This window comes from Mitsuaria sp. PDC51, from assembly GCF_900113225.1.
In the GTDB taxonomy this organism is placed as follows: domain Bacteria; phylum Pseudomonadota; class Gammaproteobacteria; order Burkholderiales; family Burkholderiaceae_C; genus Roseateles.
Window position 1 is genome coordinate 1,336,226 of record NZ_FOZE01000001.1, and the last position, 26,588, is coordinate 1,362,813.

General features: G+C 72.3%; 15 protein-coding genes. 10 read left to right on the top strand and 5 right to left on the bottom strand.

Going from position 1 to position 26,588, the window contains the following annotated elements; translation table 11 throughout:
- Nucleotides 1-86: 86 nt before the first annotated feature.
- The 6 genes from BM393_RS05925 to BM393_RS05950 all read left to right on the top strand — a co-directional run bounded on the left by BM393_RS05925 (nt 87) and on the right by BM393_RS05950 (nt 17,842).
- Entirely contained in the window at nt 87-857 is a 771-nt protein-coding gene (locus tag BM393_RS05925; RefSeq protein ID WP_091723437.1) for a response regulator transcription factor, read from the top strand.
- Complete coding sequence (locus BM393_RS05930) at nt 854-2,494, top strand: FecR domain-containing protein (protein WP_091723439.1); 1,641 nt, start codon at nt 854-856, stop codon at nt 2,492-2,494. The genes BM393_RS05925 and BM393_RS05930 overlap by 4 nt, the downstream gene beginning before the upstream one ends.
- Nucleotides 2,494-4,500 (top strand): CHASE2 domain-containing protein, encoded by a 2,007-nt coding sequence (locus BM393_RS05935; protein WP_175538202.1) that lies wholly within the window; start codon nt 2,494-2,496, stop codon nt 4,498-4,500. The genes BM393_RS05930 and BM393_RS05935 overlap by 1 nt, the downstream gene beginning before the upstream one ends.
- 102 nt (nt 4,501-4,602) lie before the next feature.
- The gene (gene aqpZ, locus BM393_RS05940) at nt 4,603-5,316 is read left to right on the top strand and encodes an aquaporin Z (protein WP_091723445.1); all 714 of its coding nucleotides are present in this window, start codon (nt 4,603-4,605) and stop codon (nt 5,314-5,316) included.
- Nucleotides 5,317-5,584: 268 nt separating this feature from the next.
- On the top strand, nt 5,585-13,534 hold the full coding sequence (locus BM393_RS05945) for an SdrD B-like domain-containing protein (protein WP_141225241.1): 7,950 nt from the start codon (nt 5,585-5,587) through the stop codon (nt 13,532-13,534).
- A 54-nt stretch (nt 13,535-13,588) separates the two neighbouring features.
- Nucleotides 13,589-17,842, top strand: a complete 4,254-nt coding sequence (locus tag BM393_RS05950) for an OmpA family protein (RefSeq protein ID WP_175538203.1) — start codon at nt 13,589-13,591, stop codon at nt 17,840-17,842.
- Here BM393_RS05950 and BM393_RS05955 read toward each other — a convergent pair.
- The 3 genes from BM393_RS05955 to BM393_RS05965 all read right to left on the bottom strand — a co-directional run bounded on the left by BM393_RS05955 (nt 17,839) and on the right by BM393_RS05965 (nt 20,546).
- A complete protein-coding gene (locus BM393_RS05955) occupies nt 17,839-18,180 on the bottom strand; it encodes a YkgJ family cysteine cluster protein (RefSeq protein WP_091725100.1) in 342 nt (113 codons plus the stop codon). The genes BM393_RS05950 and BM393_RS05955 overlap by 4 nt on opposite strands.
- A 64-nt stretch (nt 18,181-18,244) precedes the next feature.
- Nucleotides 18,245-19,783, bottom strand: coding sequence for a bifunctional serine/threonine-protein kinase/universal stress protein (locus tag BM393_RS05960; protein ID WP_091725102.1), 1,539 nt, complete (start codon nt 19,781-19,783; stop codon nt 18,245-18,247).
- A 4-nt stretch (nt 19,784-19,787) separates the two neighbouring features.
- Entirely contained in the window at nt 19,788-20,546 is a 759-nt protein-coding gene (locus BM393_RS05965; RefSeq protein WP_091723454.1) for a metallophosphoesterase, read from the bottom strand.
- 304 nt (nt 20,547-20,850) lie between these two features.
- On the opposite strand from BM393_RS05965, the gene BM393_RS05970 reads away from it, so the two are divergent.
- Complete coding sequence (locus BM393_RS05970; protein ID WP_175538204.1) at nt 20,851-21,750, top strand: ABC transporter substrate-binding protein; 900 nt, start codon at nt 20,851-20,853, stop codon at nt 21,748-21,750.
- Between the two features lie 72 nt (nt 21,751-21,822).
- On the opposite strand, the gene argF is transcribed toward BM393_RS05970, so the two are convergent.
- Both argF and BM393_RS05980 read right to left on the bottom strand, forming a co-directional pair.
- On the bottom strand, nt 21,823-22,785 hold the full coding sequence (argF, locus tag BM393_RS05975; protein WP_091723459.1) for an ornithine carbamoyltransferase: 963 nt from the start codon (nt 22,783-22,785) through the stop codon (nt 21,823-21,825).
- Nucleotides 22,782-24,005: an aspartate aminotransferase family protein gene (locus tag BM393_RS05980; protein ID WP_091723463.1), complete on the bottom strand. Its 1,224-nt coding sequence runs from the start codon at nt 24,003-24,005 to the stop codon at nt 22,782-22,784. Before BM393_RS05980 ends, argF begins: the two co-directional genes overlap by 4 nt.
- 240 nt (nt 24,006-24,245) lie before the next feature.
- On the opposite strand from BM393_RS05980, the gene BM393_RS05985 reads away from it, so the two are divergent.
- From BM393_RS05985 to BM393_RS05995, 3 genes are all read left to right on the top strand, one after another.
- Nucleotides 24,246-24,581, top strand: coding sequence for a DUF3579 domain-containing protein (locus tag BM393_RS05985; RefSeq protein ID WP_091723465.1), 336 nt, complete (start codon nt 24,246-24,248; stop codon nt 24,579-24,581).
- 114 nt (nt 24,582-24,695) lie between these two features.
- Nucleotides 24,696-25,751: a M14 family zinc carboxypeptidase gene (locus BM393_RS05990; protein WP_091723468.1), complete on the top strand. Its 1,056-nt coding sequence runs from the start codon at nt 24,696-24,698 to the stop codon at nt 25,749-25,751.
- Complete coding sequence (locus tag BM393_RS05995; RefSeq protein WP_310732145.1) at nt 25,748-26,554, top strand: alpha/beta fold hydrolase; 807 nt, start codon at nt 25,748-25,750, stop codon at nt 26,552-26,554. The genes BM393_RS05990 and BM393_RS05995 overlap by 4 nt, the downstream gene beginning before the upstream one ends.
- The last annotated feature ends 34 nt before the right edge of the window (nt 26,555-26,588 follow it).

Sequence of the window (26,588 nt, forward strand, 5' to 3'; positions counted from 1 at the left end):
GACGGTCGCAGATCGCCCGGCCGTGAAGAGAAATTCGTGATTCTGTGCACAATCCGCCGCCGTTTGACCAGCCTTGGGGAGGGCTCATGCAAATCGCGGTGGTGGACGACGACATTCATCTGCTAGAGCTGTTGTCGAGGACCGTGGCATCGATGGGGCATGTGCCCCACCGTTTCGCCGACGGCGCGAGCCTCCTGCAGGCGATGCGGCGCCAGACCTTCGACCTGCTGCTGGTGGACTGGGAACTGCCCGGCCTGTCCGGCGTGGAGGTCGTGCAGACGGTGCGCGCCGAGGGCGCCGGCATGCCCATCGTGATGGTCACGCATCGCGATGCGGAGCGGGACATCGTTCAGGGACTGACCAAGGGCGCCGACGACTACGTCGTCAAGCCGGTGCGCGGCGCCGAACTCAAGGCGCGCCTGCTGGCCCTGCTGCGTCGCGCCTATCCCGAGCAGGGCGGCGTGCAGCGCCATGGTGCCTTTGAATGGCGCGCGGCCACGCGCGACTGGTTCAAGGACGGCGTGCCGGTCGAGCTCAAGCCGCGCGAATTCGACCTGGCCGCCTGCCTGTTCCGGCAGATCGGGCGGGTGCTGTCCCGCAGCTACCTGATGAACGCCGTCTGGGGACGGGACGACGAGGTGCCGACGCGGACCCTGGACACGCACATCTCGTCGATCCGGCTGAAGCTGGGCCTCCGGCCCGAGCAGGGCTATCGACTGGGCGCCGTGTACGGCCATGGCTACCGGCTGGAAGCGCTGGAGCACGCCGAGGCGCTCGCCACGCCGCCGGTCGCGCCGTCCCCCGATGCCGATGCCCGCGCGACGCGGGACCTGCCGGTCCGCGAGTCCGGCGCATGAGGCGCGCCCGGTCGAGCGTGCTGTTCGCGGCCTTGTTGACCGCCGGCGTCCTGTCGACCGCCGGGGCGCAGGGCGCGGACACCGTCGCCCATGTGGTGCAGCGCGGCGAATCGCTCTATCGCATCGCCCAGGAGCAGCTGGAAGAGCCTTCGCGCTGGCCGGAGCTGGCGCGGCTCAACCGCATCGCGCGTCCCTCGCGGCTGCAGCCCGGACAACGCCTGCTGTTGCCGCTCGCGCTGATGAAGGGCCAGGCGAGCCCGGCCACGGTGGCCTACGTCCGCGGCGGCGTGCTGGCGGATGGCGTCGCCTTGCGCATCGGCGACCGCATCGCGGAGGCCGCGACGCTGACCGTGCCGGCGCAGGGCTTCATCAGCGTGACGCTGGCCGATGGCTCGCTGCTGCAGCTGCAGTCGGGCTCCGTCGCGCGCCTGGTCCGCCTGCGCGAGTTGCCGCGCGAGACGCGCAACACCTTGATCGAGCTCGATCGCGGCCGGATTGACCTGCGGGTGTCGCCGCAGACGCCCGGGTCGCGCTTTCGCGTCCGCACGCCGCTGGCGACCGCCGGCGTGCGCGGGACCCGTTTCGGCGTGACGATGCCGGCGCAGGGCGGCTTGACGGCCGCTGACGTGATCGAAGGCCGGGTGGCGGTGGAGGCCGCGCGCGGCGCTGCGGCGGAGACCTCGGTCTCGATCGGCGAGGGCGCCGTGGTGCGCGCGGGGCGTTCGCCCGAGCTGCGGACCCTGCCGCCCGCGCCGCCGTGGGCGGACGAGCTGCGGCTGGAGAGCCTGCCCGGCGAGCTGCCCATCGGTGAACTGAGCGCCGACCAGCAGGTGCGCGTGGAGATCGCCGATGACGACGCGTTCACGCGGGTCGTCGCCACCCTGCAGGGCCGGCCGCCGCTGTCGGTGCCGGTGCTGCCCGACGGCCGCTACCGGATCCGCGGCCGGCTGCTGGACGCGGACGGCCTGTTCGGTCGCGAAAGCACGGCGCGGCTGCGCATCAAGACCCTGCCGCATGCGCCGATCGCGCGCGAACCGGCCCAGGGGCAGGTCCTGCCGCCCGCGCCCGTGACGCTGCGATGCACCGAGGTGCCGGGCGCGCAGGGCTACCTCTTCCAGGTCTCGACCGATGCGCGCTTCGAGCGCCCGCTGCTGGAGCGGCAGGTCTCCGGCGCCGCCTGCGCCTTCGAGTGGGCCTCGGCGCCGATCGGCGTGCTCCACTGGCGCGTCGCCTCGCTGGCGCCCGAGCCGGACGGCACGCTGGAGCGCGGCCCGTTCGGCGACCCGAGCCGGCTGGAGATCCGTCCGCTGCCGGTGGCGCCCGCGGGCGCCGAGCTGTCGCTGCAGGGCGACCGCCTGCACTGGGCCGGCGCGGCGGGGGCCCGCTACCGCGTGCAGGTGGCGCAGGACACCGGCTTCGAGCGGATCCTGTCCGACGTCGAGGTCGACGCGCCCGAGGCGCGCCTGACCCTGCCCACCGGCTGCCGCTCGCTGGCGGTGCGCCTGCAGGTCATCGATGCGCTCGGACGCCGCTCCGCCTTCGGCGCGGCGCGGCTGATCAGCGGCGAAGGCGGCCTGTGCACCGAGGACGGGGCAGCCGTCGGCGCCACCGCCGGCGCGGTGCGCATCGGACGCTGATGCGCAGCGCCTGGCTCGCCGACGCCCGCTTCCGACGCCGGCTGCACGCGCTGGGGTGGGCCTGCTTCATCGGCGCCGTGGCTGGCGCCGGCGCGCTGGGGACCTCGGGGGTGGGGCGGCTGGACGCGCTCATCACGGACGCCTTCCTCCACTGGTCGCCGCGCGCCCTCCCGGACGACGTGGTCATCGTGGCCGTGGACGACGCCAGCCTGGCGGCGCTCGGGCGATGGCCCTGGCCGCGCGACGTCCATGCCCGCCTGCTGGACCGGCTGACGGCCGCGGGCAGCCGCGCGGTCGGCCTGGACCTGATCCTCTCCGAGCCCGACCCGGCGCACGACGCGGCGCTCGCCGCGGCCCTGCGTCGTCATGGACACGTGGTGCTGCCGCTGCACTTCACGCCGGGCCAGATGCTGGGCCAGACGCCGGGCGGCATGGTGTCCCTGCCGGTGCCGGCGCTGGCCGGCGCGGCGGCCGGTCTGGGCCAGCTGCATGTCGACCGGGATGCCGACGGCCTGGTGCGGGCCCTGTTCCTGAGGGAGGGCTTCGGCAGCGTGAGCTGGGACCATTTCGCCGTGGCGCTGCTGCGGCAGGCGCGCCCCGGCATCGACCTTCCCGAGCCGGCGCCCGACCCGGCGGATGGGACGGGAGCGGCGGGAACGGCGGGAACGGCCGGACGGGCAGGACGGGCGGAGGCCGGTCGCTGGAACCGGTCGGCGCGTTTCCTCATCCCGTTCGCCGGACCGCCCGGCAGCGTCCGGCGCGTGTCCTACGTCGACGTGCTGCGCGGCCGGGTGGACGCCGCCACCTTCAAGGAGGCGACCGTGCTGGTCGGGGCCACCGCGCCGGGCTTGACCGATGCCTATCCCACCCCGGTGTCGCGCACCGAGGCGCTCATGCCGGGCGTGGAGATCACCGCGCAGGCCCTGGTCGCGCTGCGCGAGGGAAGGACTCTGCGCCCGCCGACGTGGTGGCAGGGCGCCTTGCTGGCGGTGACGCCGCTGCTGCTCGCGCTCGCGGTGCTGCGCCGGACGCGGCCGCGCGTCGGGCTCGGCGTGGCGCTTGCCCTGATGCCGGCGATCGTGATGCTCGCCTGGGCGCTGCACCATCTGGCCGGCGTGGTGTGGGCGCCGTCGGCGGCGCTGGCGGGCCTGGCGCTCGTGATCCCGCTCTGGAGCTGGCAGCGCCTCGAGACCGCGCTCGCCTACCTCGAGCGCGAGTTCCACCGCGTGCGGGAGCGGCTGCCGCCACGCGACGGCCTGGCCGTCTCCGCGTCCGGGGGCGATCCGCTGGACCGCCGCATGGCCGCGCTGACCGCGGCGGCGAGCCGGCTGCGCCAGCTCGAGGGCCAGCGCCGGGAGGCGATGGATTTCCTCTCCCACGACCTGCGCGCGCCCTTGTCCGCGACGCTGGCCCTGATCGAGCTGGCCGACGCCGACGCCAACGGAGCGACCCTGGCGGCGATCGAGGTCCAGACCCGGCGCGCGCTGGCGCTGGCCGAGGGTTTCGTCGAACTGGCCCGGGCGGAGGCGCCCGAGGCGCTGCGGACGGCACCGCTGGACCTGCGCGACGTGATCGTCGAAGCGGTGGACGGCGCCTGGTCCGAGGCGCGCCAGCGCGGCGTCGCGATCGAGACGCGCGCGCCGGACGAGGAGGCCGTCTGCGACGGCGACGTGGCGCTGCTGGTGCGCGCCGTGGGCAACCTGGTCGACAACGCGCTGAAGTACGGCCGCGCCGGCGGCGTCGTGCGCTGCGAGCTGTCCCGGACCGCGACGGGCTGGCGCATCGACGTGGCCAGCCAGGGCGAGCCGCTGGCGCCGGCCGAAGCCGCGCCACTGTTCGACCGCTTCGCCCGCGCCGCGGGGGGCGCCGCGCGCGCCACCGCCGGTGCCGGCCTCGGGCTGGCCATCGTCCGCTCGGTGGCCCGGCGGCATGGCGGCGACGCCGGCTGGCGCCCGGCCGACGACGGCAACCTGTTCTTCATCGAGCTGCCCCGCGCCGCCGGCTGACGGACCAAACGTCAACAATCGTCAGCGACGCTGGTCCCTCCCGCAGGCCCTTCCTACAGTCCGCCCGCCGCTGTTCCTGCGGCACGAACTGGGAGAAGGATCTTGAAAGCGCTCATCGCCGAATTCGTCGGCACGTTCTGGCTGGTCCTGGGCGGCTGCGGCAGCGCCGTGCTGTCGGCCGCCTTTCCGGAATCGGGCATCGGACTGCTCGGTGTCTCGCTGGCCTTCGGCCTGTCGGTGCTGACGATGGCGCATGCGGTGGGGCCGCTGTCGGGCGGCCACTTCAATCCGGCGGTGACGGTCGGGCTGTGCGTGGCGGGGCGCTTCCAGGCGCGCGGCGTGCTGCCCTACATCGTCGTGCAGGTGCTGGGGGCGGTGGCCGCGGCCGCGGTGCTCGCCGTGATCGCCAGCGGCAAGCCGGGCGTCGACCTGGCCGCCGGCGGCTTCGCCGCCAACGGTTACGGCGCGCACTCGCCGGGCGGCTACTCGCTGGCGGCGGCCGCGCTGACGGAAGTCGTGCTCACCGCCTGCTTCCTGCTGGTGATCCTGGGCGCGACCTCGCGCCAGGCGGCGCCCGGCTTCGCGCCGCTGGCGATCGGACTGGCGCTCACGCTCATCCACCTGATCAGCATCCCGGTCACCAACACCTCGGTGAACCCCGCGCGCAGTGCCGGCGTGGCGCTGTTCGCCGGCGACTGGGCGCTGGGACAGCTCTGGCTGTTCTGGCTCGCGCCCATCGCTGGCGGCGTCATTGGCGCCGCGGTCGGGCGGGTCCTGTTCGACGCGCCGTCGGCGCCGGCCGGGGCGCCGCGATGAAGCGCCTGTCGCGCCGACACATCATGAAGCGGCAGAAATACCAGCCCGGCGTGGCTTGCATCGCGCCCGTGATGAACGAGTGAAGACTTGTCGCGGCCGAGCCGCGACCGTACGCCCCGCGCGTCGCGCCATGCGCTTGTTGCCGTCCGCGACAAGCCGGGATCGATGGCCCCTGGCGGCCTCGTCCCCCCCCGTGCAGCGCCGTGCACCCCTTTCTTCGATTTCCCTGTCTCAGCACGGGCGGCTTGCCGCTGCCCGGAGAACCACGATGACGTTTGACCGCGTGTTGGATTCCCTTGCCCGCAGCCGGGCCCTTCTTTGTCGGACCGCCACCGCCGTCGGCCTGGCCCTGGGCCTGGCCGGCGCCGCGCAGGCGCAACTGGTGGTGACGGGCATGCCGGACACGCCGGACCCGGTCGCGGCGGGCGGCGTCGTCACCTACAACGTCGGCATCGGCGACGCCCTGGGCGTGGCGCGCTCCGGCGTGACGGTCAACTTCGACGTGCCCGCCACCGGCCGCTACGCCGGCACCGGCGCGCTGCCGGCGGGCGTGAGCTGCGGCGGCATGGCGGTCGGACAGGCCGGACCCGGCACGGTGAGCTGCACCGGCGTCACCGTGCCCACGCAGGACGTGGTGCACCTGCCGATGCGGGTGCGCTCGATCGCGGTCGGCACGATGACGGTCACGGCCAGCGTCGTCGGTGGCAGCTCGCAGACCGAGACCACCACGGTGAACGCGGGCGCCGACCTGGCGCTGTCGATCAACGCGCCGGCGACGGCGGCGGCCGGCAGCACGCAGGTCGTGCAGCTGACCGTGACGAACGCGGGGCCGGACGCCTCGCCCGCGTCGGTGCTGAGCTACAGCGTGCCGCCGGGCTTCGCGCTGAGCGGCACGCCGGGCGGCTGCTCGCTGTCGGGCGCCACGCTGAGCTGCAACCTCGGCGCCATCGCCAGCGGTGGCAGCGCCGGCGTCACGGTGACCGGCGTGATCGGCGCGGGCGGCGGGTCCACGCTGACGCACTCGGCGGATATCGCCAGCAGCGGCGGGGTCGCGGACGGCGACACCACCAACAACGTCGCCAGCGCCACGACCGCGGTCACCGCCGGCAGCAGCCTGTCGGTGACGAAGAGCAAGTCCGTCGCCGACCCGGTCCAGACCGGCCAGGCCTTCAACTTCCAGTTCAACGTGCGCTACAGCGGGGACTTCCCCTCGGGCGCGCAACTGACCGACAACCTGCCCGCCAACTTCTGCGCCGTCGCGCCGGCCAGCTTCAGCAGCGGCGGCTGGACCTGCACCGCGTCCAGCACCTGCCCGTCCGCGGGCGGCACGCTGAGCTGCACGCGCAGCGGCAGCGGCAGTGCCGGCAGCAACGTTTCGCTGGGCACCATCAGCGCGCCGGTCCAGGCGCTGACCAGCGGCGTGGGCATCGTCAACACCGCCACGGCCAGCGCCACGGGCGTCAGCCCGGTCAACGGCGCGGTGAACACGACGGTGATCGATCCCTCCGCCGACCTGCGCGCCAACAAGACCAAGAGCTGGCCTCAGGCCGCGGTGCCGGTGAACCAGGCATTCAACTACACGATCTCGGCGACCAACCTCGGCCCCAGCGCGATCCCCGCCAGCGGCACGCTCACGCTCACCGACACGGTGCCGGCCAACCTGCGGGTCAACAGCATCTCGGCGCCGTCGGGCTTCAGCTGCGTGTCCTCGGGCGGCGGCGCCTTCCCGCAGGCCGGTCCGGTGACCATCACCTGCACCAGCACCAACGTGGCGCTGGGGGTCAACGCGACCACCGCGAGCGTCACCATCAATGCGCAGGCCACGGCCGCGGGCGGCACGCTGACCAACCAGGTGTGCGTGAACGCCGCCAACGCGCCGGCCGACAACGTGCCCGCCAACGACTGCACCGGCGTGGGCGTGAACCCGCAGGCCAACGCCGCGCAGGCCGACGTGTCGGTGCTCAAGCGCGTGCTGGGCCTGGGCGACGGCGCGGGCAACCGCCAGGAGGCGGGCTCGCCGATCGTCTGGGAGATCGAGGTGGTCAACGCCGGCCCGCAGGCCGCGACCAACGTCGCCGTCACCGACACCCTCAACAACGTCTTCAACGCCAACGCGGGCCAGTACTCGCTGAACACGGTGGCCGGCAGTGCCACGCTGGGCAGCTGCAGCCTCGCGCCGTCCGGATCGGCGGTGTCGCTGAGCAACTGCACGATCACCAGCCTGCCGGTCTGCACCGCCGGCGTCGACTGCCCGAGGTTCCAGGTGACGGTGCGCCACTTCGGCGACGGCACGTCCTCGGACCACCAGTTCACCGTCAACAACACCGCCTTCGCGCTGGCCCAGAACGAGGCCGACCCCGACCTCCTCAACAACAACGCCAACAACAACACGCCGGCCACGGCCTACTTCATCGCCCGCACCGATGTGGCGGTGACCAAGACCGACAACCCGGACCCGGTGTCCGCCGGCCAGCTGCTCACCTACACGATCACGGCCAGCAATCCGGCCGCGACCAGCGCGAGCCGTGCCTTCAACGTGAGCATCGACGACACGCTGCCGGCGGGCCTGGTGTTCCTGTCGGCGACCGCCAACGGCGGTGGCAGTTGCACCACCGCGCCGGTCGCCGGCAGCACCACCGGTCCGGGCAATGACACGCTGATCTGCGGCTGGAGCTCGATCGCCCGCGGCGCGCAGCAGACCGTCGTCGTGCGGGTGCGCGCCAGCGCCGCGCTGGCCACGGCGCTGGGCGGCAGCGGCAGCATCTCCAACACGGTGACGATCGCCACCACCACGCCCGAGATCGCCGGCGGCGCCGCCAACAACACCGCGACGCAGGCCACCGCCGTCATCTCGCCGGCCTACGACCTGATCGTCAACAAGGCCGACGACGTGGACCCGGTCAACGTCGGCGACAACGTCACCTACACGCTCACGGTCACCAACAACGGCGCCTCGACGGCCGAGAACGTCGTCCTCACCGACACCCTGCCGTCGACGGCGGGTGCACCGACCTTCGTGGGCCTGGTGACGCCGCTGCCCGCGGGCGTGAGCTGCAACACCGCCGGCGTCACCGTCGGCGTGGCCGGCGGCAGCATCAGCTGCACCATCGCCAGCCTGGGCGGCACCGGCGGCGGCGCGACCGGGGAGGGCAGTTCGGTCCAGGTGCGCGTGCGGCTGCAGGGCGCCGAGAAGGGCACCTACACCAACGCGGCCTCGGTGCGCTTCGCCAACGCGGCGCAGGACGCCTTCGATCCGCAGGCCAACAACAGCGCGTCGGAGCCGACCACCTTCCGCTACAAGGCCGACGTGCAGGCCGTGGACAAGGTGGCCGTCATCAGCGGCACCACCACGCCGCTGGCCACCGTCGCGCAGGGCCAGGCCTTCGACTGGCTGGTCCACGTGCGCAACAACGGCCCGCAGGCGGCCGAGATCACGCAGGTCGCCGACACGCTGCCCGCCGGGCTGCAGCTCGCCGGCACGCCGGTGCTCACCGTGACCGCCGGCAGCTTCACCCCCGCGGCGCCGACCTGCACCGGCAGCGCCGGCGGCACCAGCACGAGCTGCGCGATCGCGAGCATGCCCTCCGGCGGTGCGGCGACGCTGCGCATCCCGGTGCAGGTGATCGGCACGCCGGCCAACGGCACGGTGCTGAGCAACACCGCCACCATCGTGACGACAGGCTCGGGCGATACCGACGGCGGCGCCGTGCCCAACGCGGGCAACAACTTCGCCACTGGCACGATCACCGTGCAGACCGCGAGCCTGTCGGGCCGCGTCTATGACGACCTGAACGGCAACGGCCAGGCCGACGCGGGCGAGCCCGGCATCGCCGGTGTCACGCTGACGCTCGGCGGCACCGATGGCACCGGCACGCCGGTCAGCCGCACGGTCACGACCGACGCGACGGGCGCCTGGAGCTTCTCCGTTCCGGCGGGCACCTACACCGTCACCGAGACGCAGCCCGCGTCCCACCTGCCGGGCATCACGCGGGCCGGCGGCGCCAGTGGCGCGGGCAGCAGTGCCGGCAGCGTCCCGGCCAGCGGTGCCGGTGTCACCAGCGGCCCCAGCGGCTCCAACGCCAACGTGATCCAGAACGTCGTGCTCGGCCCGGGCGGCAGCTCCACCGGCAACCTGTTCGGCGAAGTGCGCGCCGCCTCGGTGGCGGGCCGTGTCTATCAGGACCGCGACTACAACGGCGCCCTCGGCGCGAGCGAACCCGGCATCGCCGGCGTGACGCTGCAGCTCAGCGGCACCGACCTGTTCGGCAATGCCGTGAACGCGAGCACCACCACCGCGGCCGATGGCAGCTACAGCTTCGCCACGCTGATGCCCGGCGCCTACACGGTGTCCGAGCCCACGCAGCCTGACGGCTTCGCCGACGGCAGCGAGACCGCGGGCACGGCCGGCGGCAGCACCGCCGTCAACGACCGCATCTCCGGCATCACGCTGGGCAGCGGCACCGCCGCCACTGGCTATCACTTCGGCGAGCGTCTGCCGCGCGTGACGGTCCGCGTCTTCGAGGACACCGACAACGACGGCCTGCCCGCCGCGGGCGATGCCGGCATCACCGGCGTGACGCTGCACCTGACGGGCACGTCCGGCACCGGCGCGGCGGTCGACATCGTCGCCACGCCGATCGCCGGCCAGCCGGGACGCTACGAGTTCCTCAACGTGCCGCCGTCGGCGGCGGGGGGCTACACGGTCACCGAGACGCAGCCCGCGACCTATGCGCCGGGCCAGGCCAATCCGAACGGTCATGCCGGCACGGCGCAGCCGGGCGGCAACGTGATCCAGGGCGTGGTCATCCCGCTGACCGGCACGCCGGCGAGCGTGGGCGACTACCTGTTCGGCGAGCTCACCAGCAGCCAGCTGCGCGGCCGCAGCTTCTACGACCGCGACGGCGATGGCAGCCAGGGCGCCACGTCGAGCGAACCCGGTCTCCCCGGCGTGACCATCACGCTGACCGGCACCGATGCCAACGGCAACGCCGTGTCGGTCACCACCGTCACCGATGCCCATGGCGACTACGTCTTCGACAAGGTCGCGCCCGGCACCTACACGGTGACCGAGACGCGTCCGGCCGGCTACCTGCCGGGCCTGACCCGCGCGGGCACGGTCACGGGCGCCGGCTCGGCGCCGGGCAGCGTGCCCACCAGCGGCACGGGCGTCGACGCGGGCCCGTCGGGTTCCAACGCGCCGCTGATCCAGCAGATCCGCCTGGGCGCGCCGGGCTCGAGCTCGAGCGGCAACAACTTCGCCTCGGTGCGCGCGGCCTCGCTGTCGGGCCACGTCTATGCCGACATCACGCCCGCCAACGGCCAGCGCGACGCGGGCGAGCCGCCCATGCCCGGCGTGACGGTGACGCTGAGCGGCACCGACTTCCTCGGACGCAGCGTGACCAGGACGCTGACGACGGCGGCCGATGGCGGCTTCTCCGCCACCGGCCTGCTGCCGGGGCGTTATCAGCTCGACGAGACGCAACCCGCGGGCACCGGCGATGGCCCCGAGCATCTGGGCCTGGTGGGTGGCGCCGCGCGCGGCACCGCCAACCCGGGTGGCGTCAACGACCGCTTCGGCGACATCGCGCTGGCCTCGGAAGAGGCCGGCACGGACTACGACTTCGGCGAGCGCGGCGGCCAGATCTCCGGCCACGTGTACGTCGACAGCAATGGCAACGGCCGCCGCGACGCGGGCGAGCTGCCGATCGCGGGCGTGACGCTGACCCTCAGCGGTACCAGCGCCGGTGGGCTGCCCGTGACCATCACCGCGGTCACCGGGGCCGATGGGCAGTACCTCCTCGACGGCGTGCTGCCGTCCGACGCGACGGGCTATGTGATCACCGAAACGCAGCCGGCGACCTACGCCGATGGCGCCGAGACCGTGGGCCGCCTCAACGGCACGGCGGCGGGCGCGCTCGCGGGCAACGACCGCATCGGCGGCCTGGTCTACACCGGCGGCTCGGGCGATGGCTACGACTTCGGCGAGCAGGGCGCCTCGATCGCGGGCACGGTGTTCAACGACGTCAACGGGAACGGCAAGCGTGAGCCGGGCGACCTGCCGCTGGCCGGCGTGACGCTGACACTGACCGGCATCGATGCCTCGGGCCAGCCGGTCACGCGCAGCACCGTCACGGCGCGCGACGGCAGCTATCGCTTCGTCGACCTGCCGCTGGACAACGGCGCGGGCTACACGATCGTGCAATCGCCGGTGCCGGGTTCCACCCATGCCGGCGAGACCCCGGGCTCGCTGGGCGGCAGCGTGCCGGCCCCGGGCCGGCTCAACGTGAAGCTGCCCGCCGTGGCGGCGAACGGCACCGGCTACGACTTCTTCGAGAAGTCGACTTCGCCGGCGGCGGTGAGCGGCCGCGTCTGGCGCGACACCGACCACGACCGCCTGGCCGGCAACGGCGAACCCGCCGTCGCGGGCTGGACGGTGGAACTGGTGGCCTGCCTCGATGGCGGCACCACCTGCGCCAACACCGGCGCGCAGGTGCTCGACACCCGCGTCACCGCGGCCGATGGCAGCTATCGCTTCGACAACGTCGTGCCGGGCTCGTACCAGCTGCGCTTCCGCGATCCGCAAGGGCGCCTGGTGGGCGGCGTCTGGCCGACCGACCCGACGCTGAACGGCCCCGGCGGCGCGTTCCCGACCGTTGCCGGCATGGCGCCACGCGGTTGGATTCCGCTGAGCGTGGCCGCGGGCGCGGCCGTGGTCCGCCAGGACCTGCCGCTCGACCCGGGCGGCGTGGTGTACGACAGCCTGAGCGCCGAGCCGGTCCCCGGCGCGGTGGTCGCGCTGAATGGTCCGGCGGGCTTCGATCCGGCCCTCCACCTGCTCGGCGGCAACGCGTCGGTCACCACCGGTCCCGACGGCTCGTACCAGTTCTTCCTGCTGCCGGGCGCCCCGATGGGCAGCTACACCGTCACGGTCGCACCGCCGGCGGGTTACCTGCCGTCGACGACCTACCCGGCTGCCGCGGGCCCGCTCGACGCCGTCAACTGCAGCGCGCCCAGCACCGCGGGCGCCCGCGACGCCGCCGGCCGCGGCGTCCGCCTGAACGGCAGCGATGCCTGCGTCGTCAGCGCCGCGGCCGCTCCGGTGGCCGGCCCCGCGACGCCTTATTTCCTGAACTGGCAATCGGGCGGCGCGGCGCACCAGGTGGTCAACAACCACCTGCCGCTGGACCGCGAGGGGGACGGCACGGCCATCGAGCTGCGCAAGTCGACCTCCAAGCTGACGGTGAAGAAGGGCGAGCCGGTGCCTTACGTGATCACCGCGCGCAATGCGAGCAGCGGCCCGATCGGCAACGTCGCGCTGCTGGACACGCTGCCCCCGGGCTTCAAGTACCTGGACGGCTCGCTGACGGTGCAGACGCTGCCCAATGGCCCGGTCGTGGCCGTGAAGCCCACGATCGTGGGCCGGCAGCTGACGCTGGCCGACCAGTCCTTCCTCACCGGCGAGACCAAGCGCGTCTCGATGGTGCTGGCGGTGGGCATCGGCGTGGGCGAGGGCCAGTACGTCAACAGCGTGGTCGCCACGCAGGGCCCCGGCGGCCGCGCGCTGTCCAACACGGCCACCGCGTCGGTGCGGGTCGTGCCGGATGCGCTGTTCGACTGCACCGACGTCATCGGCAAGGTCTACGACGACCGCAATGCCAACGGCGTGCAGGACGAGGGCGAGCCCGGCATCCCCAACGTGCGCATCGCCACCGTCAACGGCCTGCTGGTGAGCAGCGATGCCGAGGGTCGTTATCACATCGCCTGCGCGGCGGTGCCCAAGGAGGGCACGGGCAGCAACCTGGTGCTCAAGGTCGATGAACGCACGCTGCCCTCGGGCTACCGCGTGACGACCGAGAACCCGGCGTCCGAACGCGCGACGCGCGGCAAGGCGATCAAGGTGAACTTCGGCGCCACCGTGCACCGTGTCGTGCGCCTGGACCTGAAGGCGGCCGCCTTCGCCGACGGGCAGCTCGCGCTGCTGCCGGCGCACGAGGCGCGCCTGGACCAGGCCGTGGCCGCGCTGACCGAGCGGCCCTCGATCCTGCGCCTGGCCTACCAGCCGGCGGCGGACGAGCCGCGCGCGCTCGGCGACGAGCGCATCGCGGCGCTCAAGGCCGGACTGCTGGCGCGCTGGAAGGCGCTCGGCCAGTCCCAGGGCCGCAGCCTGTTCAACCTGGACATCGAGGTCGAGCGCGTGCCGGTCTCGCTGAACCGCTGACCGGGGGCGCGCATGAACCGCTCCCCGTCTTCTTCCTCTTTCCGTGCCATTCGCATGACCCGATCCACCTTCCCCCGCGCGGCGCTGGCCAGCGCCGCGGCCGCCGCCTGCCTGGCCATCGGGCTGCCGGCCACGGCGCAAGAGGCAGCCTCCGGCGCCGCCCGCGATGCGGCGCAGGACGCGACCCGCGAGGGCGGCGCCTGCCGCGCCGACGCACGCGGCCGCTTCAGCGATCGCTGCGCGGCCGACGTGCGCGCCGTCGAGATCGATGGCCGCGATCATCTGCCGGCTTCGAGCGAGCGCGAACTGCCCAAGCTCACCGTGATCCTCGGCGACCCGCGCGCGCTGCAGCAGCGGCGCGAAGAGACGACGCGCACCGTGCCCGGCACCGAGCAGCCGCGCGAGGAGTCGCACACGCCGCACTTCGACTCGGGCGAGGACCTGCTCAAGCCCGAGGACAAGGCGCGGCTGGACGCGATCGTCGCGCAGGTGCGCGGCCGCGAAGGTCTGCATTTCGAGATCGTCGGCCACACCGACGTGCAGCGCATCAAGCCGGAACTGCGTCCGCGCTTTCCCGACAACCATGCGCTCGGCCTGGCGCGCGCACAGCAGGTGGGCCGCTATCTGACGCAGCAACTGGGACTGCCGGCAAACGCCTACGTGGCGGATTCGCGCGGCCCCGACGAGCCGCTGGCCTCGCCGCGGGAGGACCGGGCGAACTGGTCGGCCAACCGGCGCGTCGAGGTGCGCGTCTACTGGAAGGACACGGTGCCCGCGACCGTGGAGACCGTGTCCAGCGTGACGCTGGTCGACCCGAGCGCCTGCGGCATGCTGACGCCGTATGCGCCCGACGACGCGGCGCTGCGCCTGACGATCGACGGCCAGCCGGTGGTGGGCGCGGACAGCTCCAGCGCCGACCGCCAGCGCTGCATCGACGTGCGGCTCGAGCGCGACCGGCTGCGCCTGCAGTACGACAACCTCGTGCAGCTGCGCCGCCTGAACGGCACCGCCTGGCCCGCCACCGCGGTGCCCGGCGACACGGTGCGCTTCAGCGGCTACAGCAACTACCGGCTGTTCCTGACGCGTGCCGAGTTGCGCGTGTTCAGCGCCGATGGCGACATGCGGCCGCAGCTGCTGGCCACGGTGCCGCTGGACAGCGAGCTGCGCGCGACATGGACCGTGCCCGCCGAGTGGGCGCAGGGGCCGATGGCGCGCCGCAAGCTGTACTGGCGTGTGCGGGTCTATGACCGCGATGGCCGCTTCGACGAGACCGACGACGTCCCGCTGGCGCTGGCCGATCGGCATGCGCCGGGCTTCGAGCAGGAGCCGACCGAGGCGCAGCGCCTGCTGGCGGGTTATGGCGAGAGCCGGCTGTCCATCGCCAACATCCCGATCACCGGCGGCACGGTGACGGCCAGCGGCGAAGGCATCGCGGCCGGCGAGCAGGTGAGGGCGCTCGGACTGGCGGTGCCGGTCGACGCGCAGGGCCGCTTCGTGATGCAGCAGCTGGTGCCGCGCCGCGTGCAGACCGGCGAGATCGTCGTGCGCGGCGCCGAGGGCCAGGAGCGGATCTATCGCCGCGACTTCGAGCTGCCGCCGCGGGACTTCTTCTTCGTCGGGCAGGCGGATCTCACCATCGGCCATGACCGCACGACCGGCCCCGCCGCGCTGGTGACGCAGGAGCGCAACCGCTACAACAACGACACCTGGACCGAAGGGCGCCTGGCCTTCTACGGCAAGGGCATGCTCGATGAGCGCTGGACGCTGACCGCGAGCGTCGACACCGAGGAGCGCCCGCTGGGTGAGCTCTTCCGCAACCTCGACCGCAAGGACCCGACCTCGCTGTTCCGCCGCATGGATCCGGTGGACAGCTGGGGCACCTTCGGCGACGACTCCACCAGCGTCGAGGACGCGCCCACGCAGGGACGCATGTACCTGCGCGTGGACGATGGCCGCTCGCATGCGATGTGGGGCAATTTCAAGATCAACCTGGGCGCCGACAACACGCTGGCGCAGATCAACCGCGGGCTGTATGGCTTGAAGGGGCACCTCGTAGGCGAGGAGGCGACCAGCTTCGGCGACGCGCGCTTCACCGCCGACCTGTACGCGGCCGAGCCCGGCACGCTGGCCGCGCGCGAGGAGTTCCGCGGCACGGGCGGCTCGCTGTACTACCTGCGTCATCAGGACGTGAGCCGCGGCGCCGAGAAGGTGTGGCTGGAAATCCGCGATCGCGATTCCGGCTTCGTGCTGCAGCGTCGCGCGCTGATCCCGGGCAGCGACTACGACGTCGATTACCTGCAAGGGCGGGTGCTGCTGACCTCGCCGCTGCCCAGCCTGGCCGACAACGGCCAGCTGGTGCGGGCGGGCGGTCTCAGCGGCCAGCCGGCCTTCCTGGTCGTGGACTACGAGTACACGCCGCTGTCGGGCGATCTCGACACGCTGGCGGTGGGCGGCCGGACGGCGTGGTGGGTGACGGACGCGGTGCGCGTCGGCATCACCGCCGCGAAGCAGCAGCAGACTGGCGGCGACCAGCGCCTGGGCGGCGTGGACCTGCTGCTGCGCAAGAGCGAGAACACCACGCTGAAGATCGAGGCCGCGCGCAGCGATGGCCCCGGCATCGGCACGACCAGCTCGCTCGATGGCGGCTTCGGGTTCTCTCAGAACACGCTGGCCAGCGACACCCGCGGCGCGAATGCGTGGCGCGTCGAAGGGCAGGCGGATCTGACCGATCTCGGCGTGGCCAAGAGCGGGCATGTCGGCGCCTATGCGCAGCTGCGCGAGGCGGGCTTCTCGACGCCTGGACAGGTCGCGTCCAACGAGACGAGGCAGGCCGGCGTCAGCCTCACCGCGCCGGTGGGCGAGCAGGTCGAGCTGCGGCTCAAGGGCGATCACAAGGATGAGCTCAACGGCTACAACACCGATGCCGGCGAGGCGCAGGTGGCTTGGCGCGTCGATGAGCGCTGGACGGTCAGCGGCGGACTGCGGGCCGACCGCAAGTCCACCGATGCGGTGAACACCTCGCCGCTGCTGCCCAGCTCGGGCGTGGTCAGCGGCGAGCGCACTGACGCGGCCGTGCAGGTCGACTACGAGAGCGGGGAGGCCTGGGGCGTGTACGGCTTCGGCCAGAAGACGGTGGACCGCACCGGCACGCGGCAGGACAACGACCGGCTCGGCGCGGGCGTGCGTTATCGCGTCAACGACAAGCTGTCGCTGCGCGGCGAGGCCTCGGGCGGCAATGGCGGCTCGGCGGGCAAGGCGGGCGTGGACTACCAGTACAACGACCGCTCCAACGTCTACGTCACCTACGCGCTGGACACCGGCCGCACCGACGAGACCTTGAACGCGCGCGGCGGCACGCTGGTCGGCGGCATCAAGTCGCGCCTGGCCGATGGCTTGAGCGCGTACACCGAGCACAAGCAGACGACGGGCGTGCTGAGCGGCCTGACGCATGCCTACGGCGTGCAGTACGCGCCGGACGATCGCTGGACGCTGGCGGTGAGCGCGGAGAACGGGCGGCTGGAGGCGGAGAACGCCGGGGAGACCGATCGCGAAGCGCTCGGCTTCTCGGTGGGCTTCAGCGATGCGAGCCTGAAGTACGCCGGCGGCGTCGAGTACCGGCGCGATCGCACGGGGCTGGACACGCGGCGCAGCTGGCTGCTGAAGAACTCGGTCAGCGTGCAGGACGGCCCGAACGCGCGCTGGCTGGGCAAACTGAACTGGGCGGACAGCGACAGCGCGGCGAGCGCGCTGGCCGCGGCCAAGTACACCGAGGCGGTGCTGGGCTACGCGTTCCGGCCGGTGAGCAACGACAAGCTGAACGTGCTGCTGAAGTACACCTACCTGTACGACCTGTCGTCGCCGGGGCAGGTGGTGGCGACCGACGTGACGCAGACGACGGTCAGCACGACCGGCATCGACTACCAGCAGCGCAGCCAGGTGGCGGCGGTGGATGCGACCTACGACGTCAGCGCGCGCTGGACCATCGGCGGCAAGCTGGCGTGGCGCGTCGGCGAGCTGCGGCCCAGCCGCGACGACAGCGCGCCGTGGTTCAAGAGCAGCGCGCAGCTGGCGATCGCGCGGGTGGACTGGAAGGTGGTGCGTCGCTACGACTGGCTGCTGGAGCTGCGCATGCTGCGGGCCGGCGAGCTGAGCGAGCGCAAGACCGGTCTGCTGACGGCGGGGTACTACCACGTCAACGAGAACTTCAAGGTGGGGCTGGGCTACAACTTCACCGACTTCTCGGACGACCTGACGGACCTGAGCTACCGCAGCCGCGGGGTCTTCCTCAACATGCTGGGGAAGTTCTAGCCGTCCAGCGGCGGCAGGCCATGGCGCGCGCGGGCCCGCGCGCAGCCCTCGTCGCCCAGGCCCAGCGGCGCGCGCATGCCGAATTCCCGGCACGGCGACGGGCGCCACTCGTAGATGCCGCAGCCGGCGCGCTCGCCGACCTGGCCCTGCAGCGCCGCGCAGCGCGGGCGCGCGTGGTCGGTGCCGCGCATCCGGCAGGTCGAGTCGGTGACCTCCACCGCCAGGCCGTCCGGCACGCTGCCGCCCTCGCTCTGCAGCTCATGGCGCGAGAAGTCGACGCGGAAGCTCGCGCAGCAGGCGCCGCAGCGGGTGCAGGGGTTGTCGGAAAAGTCGGACATGGCGGACGTGACGAACGTGACGGACGTGACGGACATGGCGGGCGGACGCCCCCCAGGCTGAGGCTCAGTTGGACGCCGACGGGCTGATCAAGGGGCTGTCGGGCGGCGGCGGGTCGTCGGGCAGCGCGGGTTCGCGCACGACGGTGACGGTGCAGGCGCACTGGGTGACGACCTGCGCCGACACGCTCCCCAGGTAGCGCCGCATCATCGAGCTGGCGCGCGCGCCCATCACGACGTGGTCGACGCCGGTCCGGGCGGCGAATTCGATCAGCGCGTCGGCGGCGTCGGGCGCCTCCAGCACGTGGAAGGTGAGCCGCCCGTCCTCGAGCGCGAGCTCGCGCGTCATCGGATGCGCCCAGTTCTTCAGCGCGATCAGCTGCTGCACATGGTGGCTGCGGCCATGCGCGTCGGTGAGTTCGTCCATGCCGATGCGGTTGGTCTTCATCACGCCGACGCAGGCCAGGCGCGCGCCGGGCTCGGTCTGCATCAGGCGGCGCACGACCTCGCGCAGTTCCTCCAGCAGGGCCGGGGTGGCGCCCTGGACGTCGACGGCGGCCATGATCACCGGGCTGCGCGCCACCTGCGCGCCGACCGAGGCCGGTGCGCGCGGCTCCTCGCCCATCGCCAGGAACCAGCGCTTGAAGCGCCGCACCAGCCCGCTGCGCTGCAGCTTGTGCGCGCGCGCCGTCAGCGGCACCGCGTCGGGCCGCTGCAGGTCCAGCGCGAGCTGCGCGGCACTCTGGTAGCGGCGCTCGGCACGCACCTCCAGGCAGTGCAGCACGATCTCCTGGAACCACGGCGGCAGTTCGGGCCGGATCGCGCGCGGCGGGATCGGGTCGACATAGAGCCGGCGCCGCAGCTGGCGCACCGAGTTCGGTTGGCCGAAGGGCCGCTCGCCGGTGGACAGGTGGTAGAGCATCACGCCCAGCGCGAACAGGTCGCTGCGCGGGTCGTTGCGCACGAACTGCACCTGCTCCGGCGACATGTAGGGCCCGGTGCCCATCGGCAGCGAGAACTCCTCCTCCAGCAGGTCGGGCAGGAAGTCGTGGCGCGACAGACCGAAGTCGACCAGCACCACGGTGCCGTCGGGCCGCAGCAGGATGTTGCTGGGCTTGATGTCCAGGTGCACCAGGTGCTGGCGGTGCAGGTCGGTCAGCGCATGCGCGACCTGGATGCCGATCTCCACGACCTCCACCAGCGGCAGCGGTGCCTGGTCCAGGCGCGGGCGCAGGCTCTCGGCCTCGATGCGCTCCATGACGATGTAGGCCTGCCGGCGCCAGTCGCCGCGCGCGACGAAACGCGGCACGTGCGGCCCCTTGAGCGCCGGCATGATCATCTGCTCGACCTCGAAGCCGACGATGCTGGCCGGGTCCTCGCCGCCCTTGATGCGGGGGACCTTCATGATCAGCGGGAAGTCCTCGCCGGGAGGCGCGTCCGCCGGGGACTGCCGTCGCACCTGCCAGAGGTTGGCCATGCCGCCCTGGTGCAGCCGGGCCTCGAGCACGAAGCCGTCCAGCACCTGGCCGGGCTGCAGCGGCGCGGTGATCGGTGAAACCGGGGAGGGGGCAGGCGACGGGGCGGGCGGCAAGGTGGCGTCGTTCATCGATTCAGCGGCCGGCGACGAGGCGCTGGGCGAGGCGGTCCGCGAGGCCGGCGGGCAGGCCGGGCGCGGCGCGCAGCGCGGCCGCGGCGGCCTCGACATCGTAGGGGACGCGCTGGAAGCTGAGCTCCTCGCTGTCGTGGTCGAACAGCGCATAGGCCGCGGCCGGGTTGCCGTCGCGGGGCTGGCCGCAGGCGCCCGGGATGACCAGCCACTGCCGGTTGGGCAGCAGCGGGATCGGCACGCCCGGCTGGGGTCGGAAGTCGCCCGCCTTGCCGGTGCCCGACAGGTGGTAGAGCATCGGCTCGTGCATGTGGCCGCAGAAGGTGTAGCGGCACTCGGTCGCGTGCAGGCTGCGCATCGCCTCCAGCCGCCCTTGCACATAGGCGAAGCCGGCCGGGTCGAAGGCGTTGGCGTGCACGTAGAGGCAGTCGTCCTCTTCCTCGGCCATCGGCAGGCTGGCGAGGAAGGCCAACTGGTCCTCGGCCAGCCGCGCGCGCGTCCAGGCGATGGCGGCGCGCGCGTCCTCGTTCATCGTCGGACGCGGCCCCTGGGTGACGCCCAGGTCATGGTTGCCCGCGACGACGACCGCGCCTGCGGCGCGCAGCGCGCGGACCTGGTCCACCACCCAGCCGGGATCGCTGCCGTAGCCGACGTAATCGCCCAGGAGGGCGAAATGCCCCGCGCCTTGCCGCCGGGCGTGCTCGAGGACGGCCTCGAAGGCCTGGCGGTTGGCGTGCAGGTCGGAGATCAGAGCGGTTTTCATGAGCAGGCACAGGATGCCACGGACGGCTGACGCCAAGCTTCGCATGTTGGCGAGGACTGGGCGAGGACCGGGCGAGGGCCACCCTCATTGGAGCGCAAGGCACGGGCCGGGGCTCCCCCGAACCGGAGGGCCGCCCCCAGACCGGAGGGGGTGCTCCCCCTTCGGATGGGCGATGAACAGCGGGAGGCGCGGGTTTCACGCGTTGTGGTGCGCCGGCGCTTTGCTACCCTGGACGGCGACATGGCGCGCTGCGGGGGCGGACGGCTCCGTCGCCAGCGGCAGCGCCGGCACGGGAGAAGACAAGATGACGACGTGGGGATTCGGGCGGCCGGACCGGCCCGCGCGCAGGTGCGCGGGGCCGGCGGCGATCGATCGCTGGACGCGTGCGCCCTGGCGTGCCGCGGGCTGGCTGCTCTGCGCACTGGGCCTGGTCGCCGGGACGGCGCGGGCCGACTGCACACGTCCGATCCGGGTGCCGGTGGCGCCCATCGGCATGAGCGTGGTGACCTCGGGCGGCGAGGTCAGCGGCGTCTTCCCGGAGCTGATGCGCAAGGTGGCCGCGGAGACCGGCTGCCAGTTCGAGTTCACCGTCGTGCCGCGGGCGCGCGTCGAGGCGATGTTTGCCGCCAACGGCGCCGACGTCCTGGTGCCGGCGACCCGGACCTCCAAGCGCGACCTGCACGGCGACTTCATTCCGGTGATGAAGGCCCGGGCGCTGCTGATCTCGCTGGCCTCCGACCGCGCGCCGATCGAGAGTCTGGCCGAGCTGGCCGAGCGTCGCGAACTGCGCGTGGCGGTGGTGCGCGGTTTCGACTATGGCGAGCCCTACCTGGAGCTGCTCAGGACGCTCAAGGCGCAGCGCCGCCTGGTGGTCGAGGCCGATCCGGCGGCGGTCGTGCGCGCGCTGGAGCGCAGCTTGGCCGACGTCACGGTGATGGCGCCCTCGATCCTGGCGGGGACGCTGCTGCAGGACTCGCGCACGCGACCGCTGCTGGAGCGGCTGCGGCTGGAGCCGGTGACCGAGCTCACCTGGACCGACAGCGGGATCTACCTGTCGCGTCACCTCGTGGCGAAGGACCGCGAACTGCTCGCCGACGCGCTCGAGCGCAGCGCGCGTTCGGGCGCGGCCTGGAAGACCGTGCAGAAGCACTATCCGGCGGGCTCCTACGAGGAAGGGCTCAAGCCGCTCGCTGTCGCGAAGTAGCGCGGCCGCGCCGCACGGAAAAAGGCCCGCGCGAGGCGGGCCTGGTCGTGCCGGTGGACGCGTGGTCCGCGCTCAGCCGATCCGGCCCAGCAGCAGGTACTCCATCAGCGCCTTCTGCACGTGCATGCGGTTCTCGGCCTCGTCCCAGACCACCGATTGCGGGCCGTCGATCACCTCGGCGGCGACTTCCTCGCCACGATGCGCCGGCAGGCAGTGCATGAACAGCGCGTCCGGCTTGGCCACGGCCATCATGTCCGCGTCGACGCACCAGTCCGCGAAGGCGGCGCGTCGCGCCTCGTTCTCGGCCTCATAGCCCATGCTGGTCCAGACGTCCGTGGTCACCAGGTCCGCGCCGCGGCAGGCTTCCTTGGGGTCCTGGAAGACCTTGTAGCAGCGGGTGTCCTTGATGCCGGCGACCGCCGGATCGATCTCGTAGCCGCTGGGCGTGCTCACGTGCACCGTGAAGCCCAAGATCTCCGCCGCCTGCAGCCAGGTGTTGGCCATGTTGTTGCCGTCGCCGACCCAGGCCACCACGCGGCCCTTCAGGCAGTCCATGTCGATCGCGCCGCGGCGGTCCATGCCGCGCTGCTCGATGAAGGTGAACAGGTCCGCCAGGATCTGGCAGGGGTGGTACTCGTTGGTCAGACCGTTGATCACCGGCACCCGCGAGTGCGCCGCGAAGCGCTCCAGCTTGGTCTGCTCGTAGGTGCGGATCATCACGATGTCGACCATGCGGCTGATCACGCGGGCGCTGTCCTCGATCGGCTCGGCGCGGCCCAGCTGGCTGTCGCCGGTGGTCAGGTGCACCACCGAGCCGCCCATCTGGTACATGCCCGCCTCGAAGCTGACGCGGGTCCGCGTCGAGGCCTTCTCGAAGATCATCGCCAGGGTGCGATCCTGCAGCGGCTGGTACTTCTCGTAGTTCTTGAAGCGCCGCTTGATGATCGCGGCGCGGTCGAACAGGTGGGCGTACTCTTCCGCGCGCAGATCCTTGAACTGCAGGTAGTGACGCATGAGGCGGTCTCCCGGCTTCATGGCGTCGTCGCCGGCGCGGCCAGGAAGGCCTTCACCAGCGGCACCAGGCGCGCCGCGATCTCCGCGGCCTCGGCGCTGGACAGGATCAGCGGCGGCACCAGGCGGATGACCTTGTCGGCCGTCACGCTCAGCAGCAGGCCCGCGTCCATGGCCTGCGTCAGCAGCACGCCGCAGGGGCGGTCCAGCTCGATGCCCAGCATCAGGCCCTGGCCGCGCACCTCGACGACGCCGGGCAGGCCCGCCAGGCCATGCTCGATCGCCGCCTTCAGCTCGGCGCCGACGGTCGCGGCGTTGGCCAGCAGGCCGTCGGCCTCCATCACCGCCAGCGTCTCGACGCCGGCCCGCATCGCCAGCGGATTGCCGCCGAAGGTGGTGCCGTGGTTGCCCGGTCCGAAGACCTTGGCGGCCTTGTCGCCGCACACCACCGCGCCGATCGGCACGCCCGAGCCCAGGCCCTTGGCCAGCGGCATCACGTCCGGCACGATGCCGGCCCACTGGTGCGCGAACCACTTGCCGGTGCGGCCGATGCCGCACTGCACCTCGTCCAGCATCAGCAGCAGGTCGTGCTCGTCGCAGAGCTTGCGCAGGTCCTTCAGGAAGTCGACGCGCGCGGCGTTGATGCCGCCTTCGCCCTGGATGGTCTCCAGGAAGATCGCGGTCACGCCGGGATGGGCGGCGAGCGCCTGGCGCAGTGCCTCGATGTCGTTCAGCGGCACGCGGACGAAGCCCGGCACCAGCGGGCCGAAGCCGGCCTGGACCTTGGGATTGCCGGTCGCGGACAGCGTCGCGATCGAGCGGCCATGGAAGGCCTTCTCGAACACGATCACCTCGGGATTGGCGTTGCCGCGGTCATGGCCGTACTTGCGCGCGATCTTGAGCGCCGCCTCGTTGGCCTCCAGGCCCGAGTTGCAGAAGAACACGTTGGTCAGGCCCGACAGCGCGCAGAGCCTGGCCGCGAGCTGCTCCTGCAGCGGGACGTGGTAGTAGTTGCTGGTGTGGATCAGCTTGCCCACCTGGTCCCGCAGCGCCGCCACCAGCCTCGGATGGTTGTGTCCGAGGGTGTTGACGGCGATCCCGCCCAGGCCGTCCAGGTATCGTCGGCCGGCCGTGTCCCACACCCAGGCGCCTTCGCCGTGCGACAGGGCGATCGGCAGGCGGCCGTAGGTTTGCATCACATGGGGTTCGGTCGGGGCGGCGAACGAGGAGTCCGGGGCGTTCATCAAGTCTCCAGGAAGTAGGAGGGGCAGGGGAAAGCGGCCGATTCTACGGGTCGACCCTGGCGGGTGAGGAGATTCCTCCTGGACAGCGTCGGCAGGCCGGCTGACCAATGGGCGAGCAGAAGGCCTTGTGTGCTGCGGCGCAACACATCCGAGGCACAATAGCGGTTTTGCCTGCCGCGGTTGACCCTCGTCAAAGGAGTGCCGCAGCCGCCGCGGGCCGGGACGCAGACCGAGTAGCCAATGACTGAGCAGCCCAAGCCGCGAGAAGTGTTCATCCAGGGGATCACCACGGATGGTCGCACCTTCCGCCCGAGCGACTGGGCCGAACGTCTGGCTGGCGCCATGTCCTGCTTTCGGCCCGGCGGCACCCGCAGCGGCCGCGACGCCTACCTCGGTTATTCCCCCTACTGCGTGCCGCGCGTCGTCAACGGTGTGAAGTGCGTGATCGTCAACGAGGCGCTGAAGTCGGTCGAGCCGATGGCCTGGGACTTCGTCATGAACTTCGCCCGCGACAACAAGCTGCAGGTCGTCGACGCCTGCCTGCTGCCCGACGGGCGCGAGTCCGGCAAGGCCTGAGCGACGGCCCCTCCCCGGGAGGGTGAAGGCCCGGCCCGATCGGGCCATCGTCAGCGCGCCCCTCCTCGCCTACGCTGCCGGGTTCCCCGCGACCCTTAGCCCGAGCGCCCGGACATGGCCGTCCTTCCCACCGACGCGGCCCCGCGGGCCGCGGCCGCCCTGCCGGAACTGCAGGAGTTGCTGCGCCTGATCGATCAGGGGGGATCGATGCTGCAGGCCCGCGAGTTGGCGAGCGTCGCCACCTCCGCCGGCGCGCTGCCGGTGATCGGCGTGACCCTGGGCAACCCCGATCCGTCGGTTCCTGCGCTCGGGTTCATCGGCGGTGTTCATGGGCTGGAGCGCATCGGCGCGCAGGTGGTGCTGGCTTACCTCGGCAGCCTGGTGCGGCGGCTGCGCTGGGATTTGAGCCTGCACCAGCAGCTCGAGTCGCTGCGGCTGGTGTTCCTCCCCGTGGTCAATCCGGGCGGCGTCCAGGCCGGCACGCGCGCGAACCCGCGAGGCGTGGACCTGATGCGCAACGCGCCGCAGGACGCCGACCGCGGCGTGCCCTTCCTGATCGGCGGGCATCGCCTGACCCGGCAACTGCCGTTCTTCCGCGGCCCGGGCGGCGCGCCGATGGAGGCGGAGAGCGAGGCCCTGTGCCGCTTCGTCCGCGAGGAGTTGCTGGGGCGGCCGGTCGCGGTGTCCATCGACTTTCACAGCGGCTTCGGCCTGCGCGACCGCATCTGGTTCCCGTACGCGCGCACGCGCCGGCCGATGCGCCACCTCGCGGAGATTCATGCGCTGTGCGAGGTGCTCGATCAATGCCTGTCCCCGCATCCCTACGTGATGGAGCCGCAGAGCCGGCATTACCTGACCCATGGCGACCTGTGGGATCACCTGTACGACGAGGCGCTCTCCCTTGATCGGGGGATCTTCCTGCCGATGACGCTCGAAATGGGGTCATGGCTGTGGGTCAAGAAAAATCCGCGCCAGCTACTCTCCCGGCACGGCATGTTCAACCCGCTGATCGAACATCGACAGCAACGGGTCTTGCGCCGGCACATGGCTTGGATGGATTTCATGACTCGCGCGACGCAGAGCGCGTTCCGGTGGCTGCCGGGGCCGGACACACGAATCGATCACGGGGAGCAGGCGTTGATCCGCTGGTATCGGAGGACGGTCCGATGAGCATGCACACCTGGGTGCTGCTGCGTGGCCTGACACGCGAGAGCGGCCATTGGGGCGACTTTCCGGCGCGCCTGCAGCGGGCGTTGCTGGTGCAGCAGCCCGATGCGCGACTGGAGTTGCTGGACCTGCCCGGCAATGGCGACAAGCACCGGCAGAGCAGTCCCACCCATGTGGACGCGATGATGGAGGCCTGCCGCGCGGAACTGCGCCGGCGCGGCGTGCCGCCGCCGTACCAGGTGCTGGCGATGTCGCTGGGCGCGATGGTCGCCAGCGAGTGGGCGGCGCGGCATCCGGGCGAGCTCGACGGCGTCGTGCTGATCAACACCAGCCTGAGGCCGTTCAGCGCCTTCTTCAGGCGGCTGCGGCCGTCGAACTACTGGTCCTTGCTGATGCTGAGCCTGACGCGGCTGAGCCTGCGCCGGCGCGAGGCCAAGGTGCTGCAGATGACGACGCGGCTGCAGCGCCAGCCCGACCAGGTGATTGATGACTGGGTCTCCATCCAGCGACGGCGCCCGGTGCGCCGTCGCAACGCGCTGCGCCAGCTGCTGGCGGCAGCGCGCTACAGAGCCAGCCTGGCCAAGCCCGAGCCGCCGATGCTGCTGCTGTGCAGCCAGGGCGATTCGCTGGTGGATTGGCGCTGCTCGCAGGCCATCAGCCGCGCCTGGGGGGCGCCACTGCGGCTGCACAAGCACGCCGGCCACGACCTGCCGCTGGATGATGGTGACTGGGTGGCGCGCAACGTCGTGGACTGGCTCCACGTGCGCGAGGTGGTGGGCCAGATCACCACCCCCATGCCCCTCTGATGACGGCTACCGCGGTCCGCAGCTTCGAGCGGTT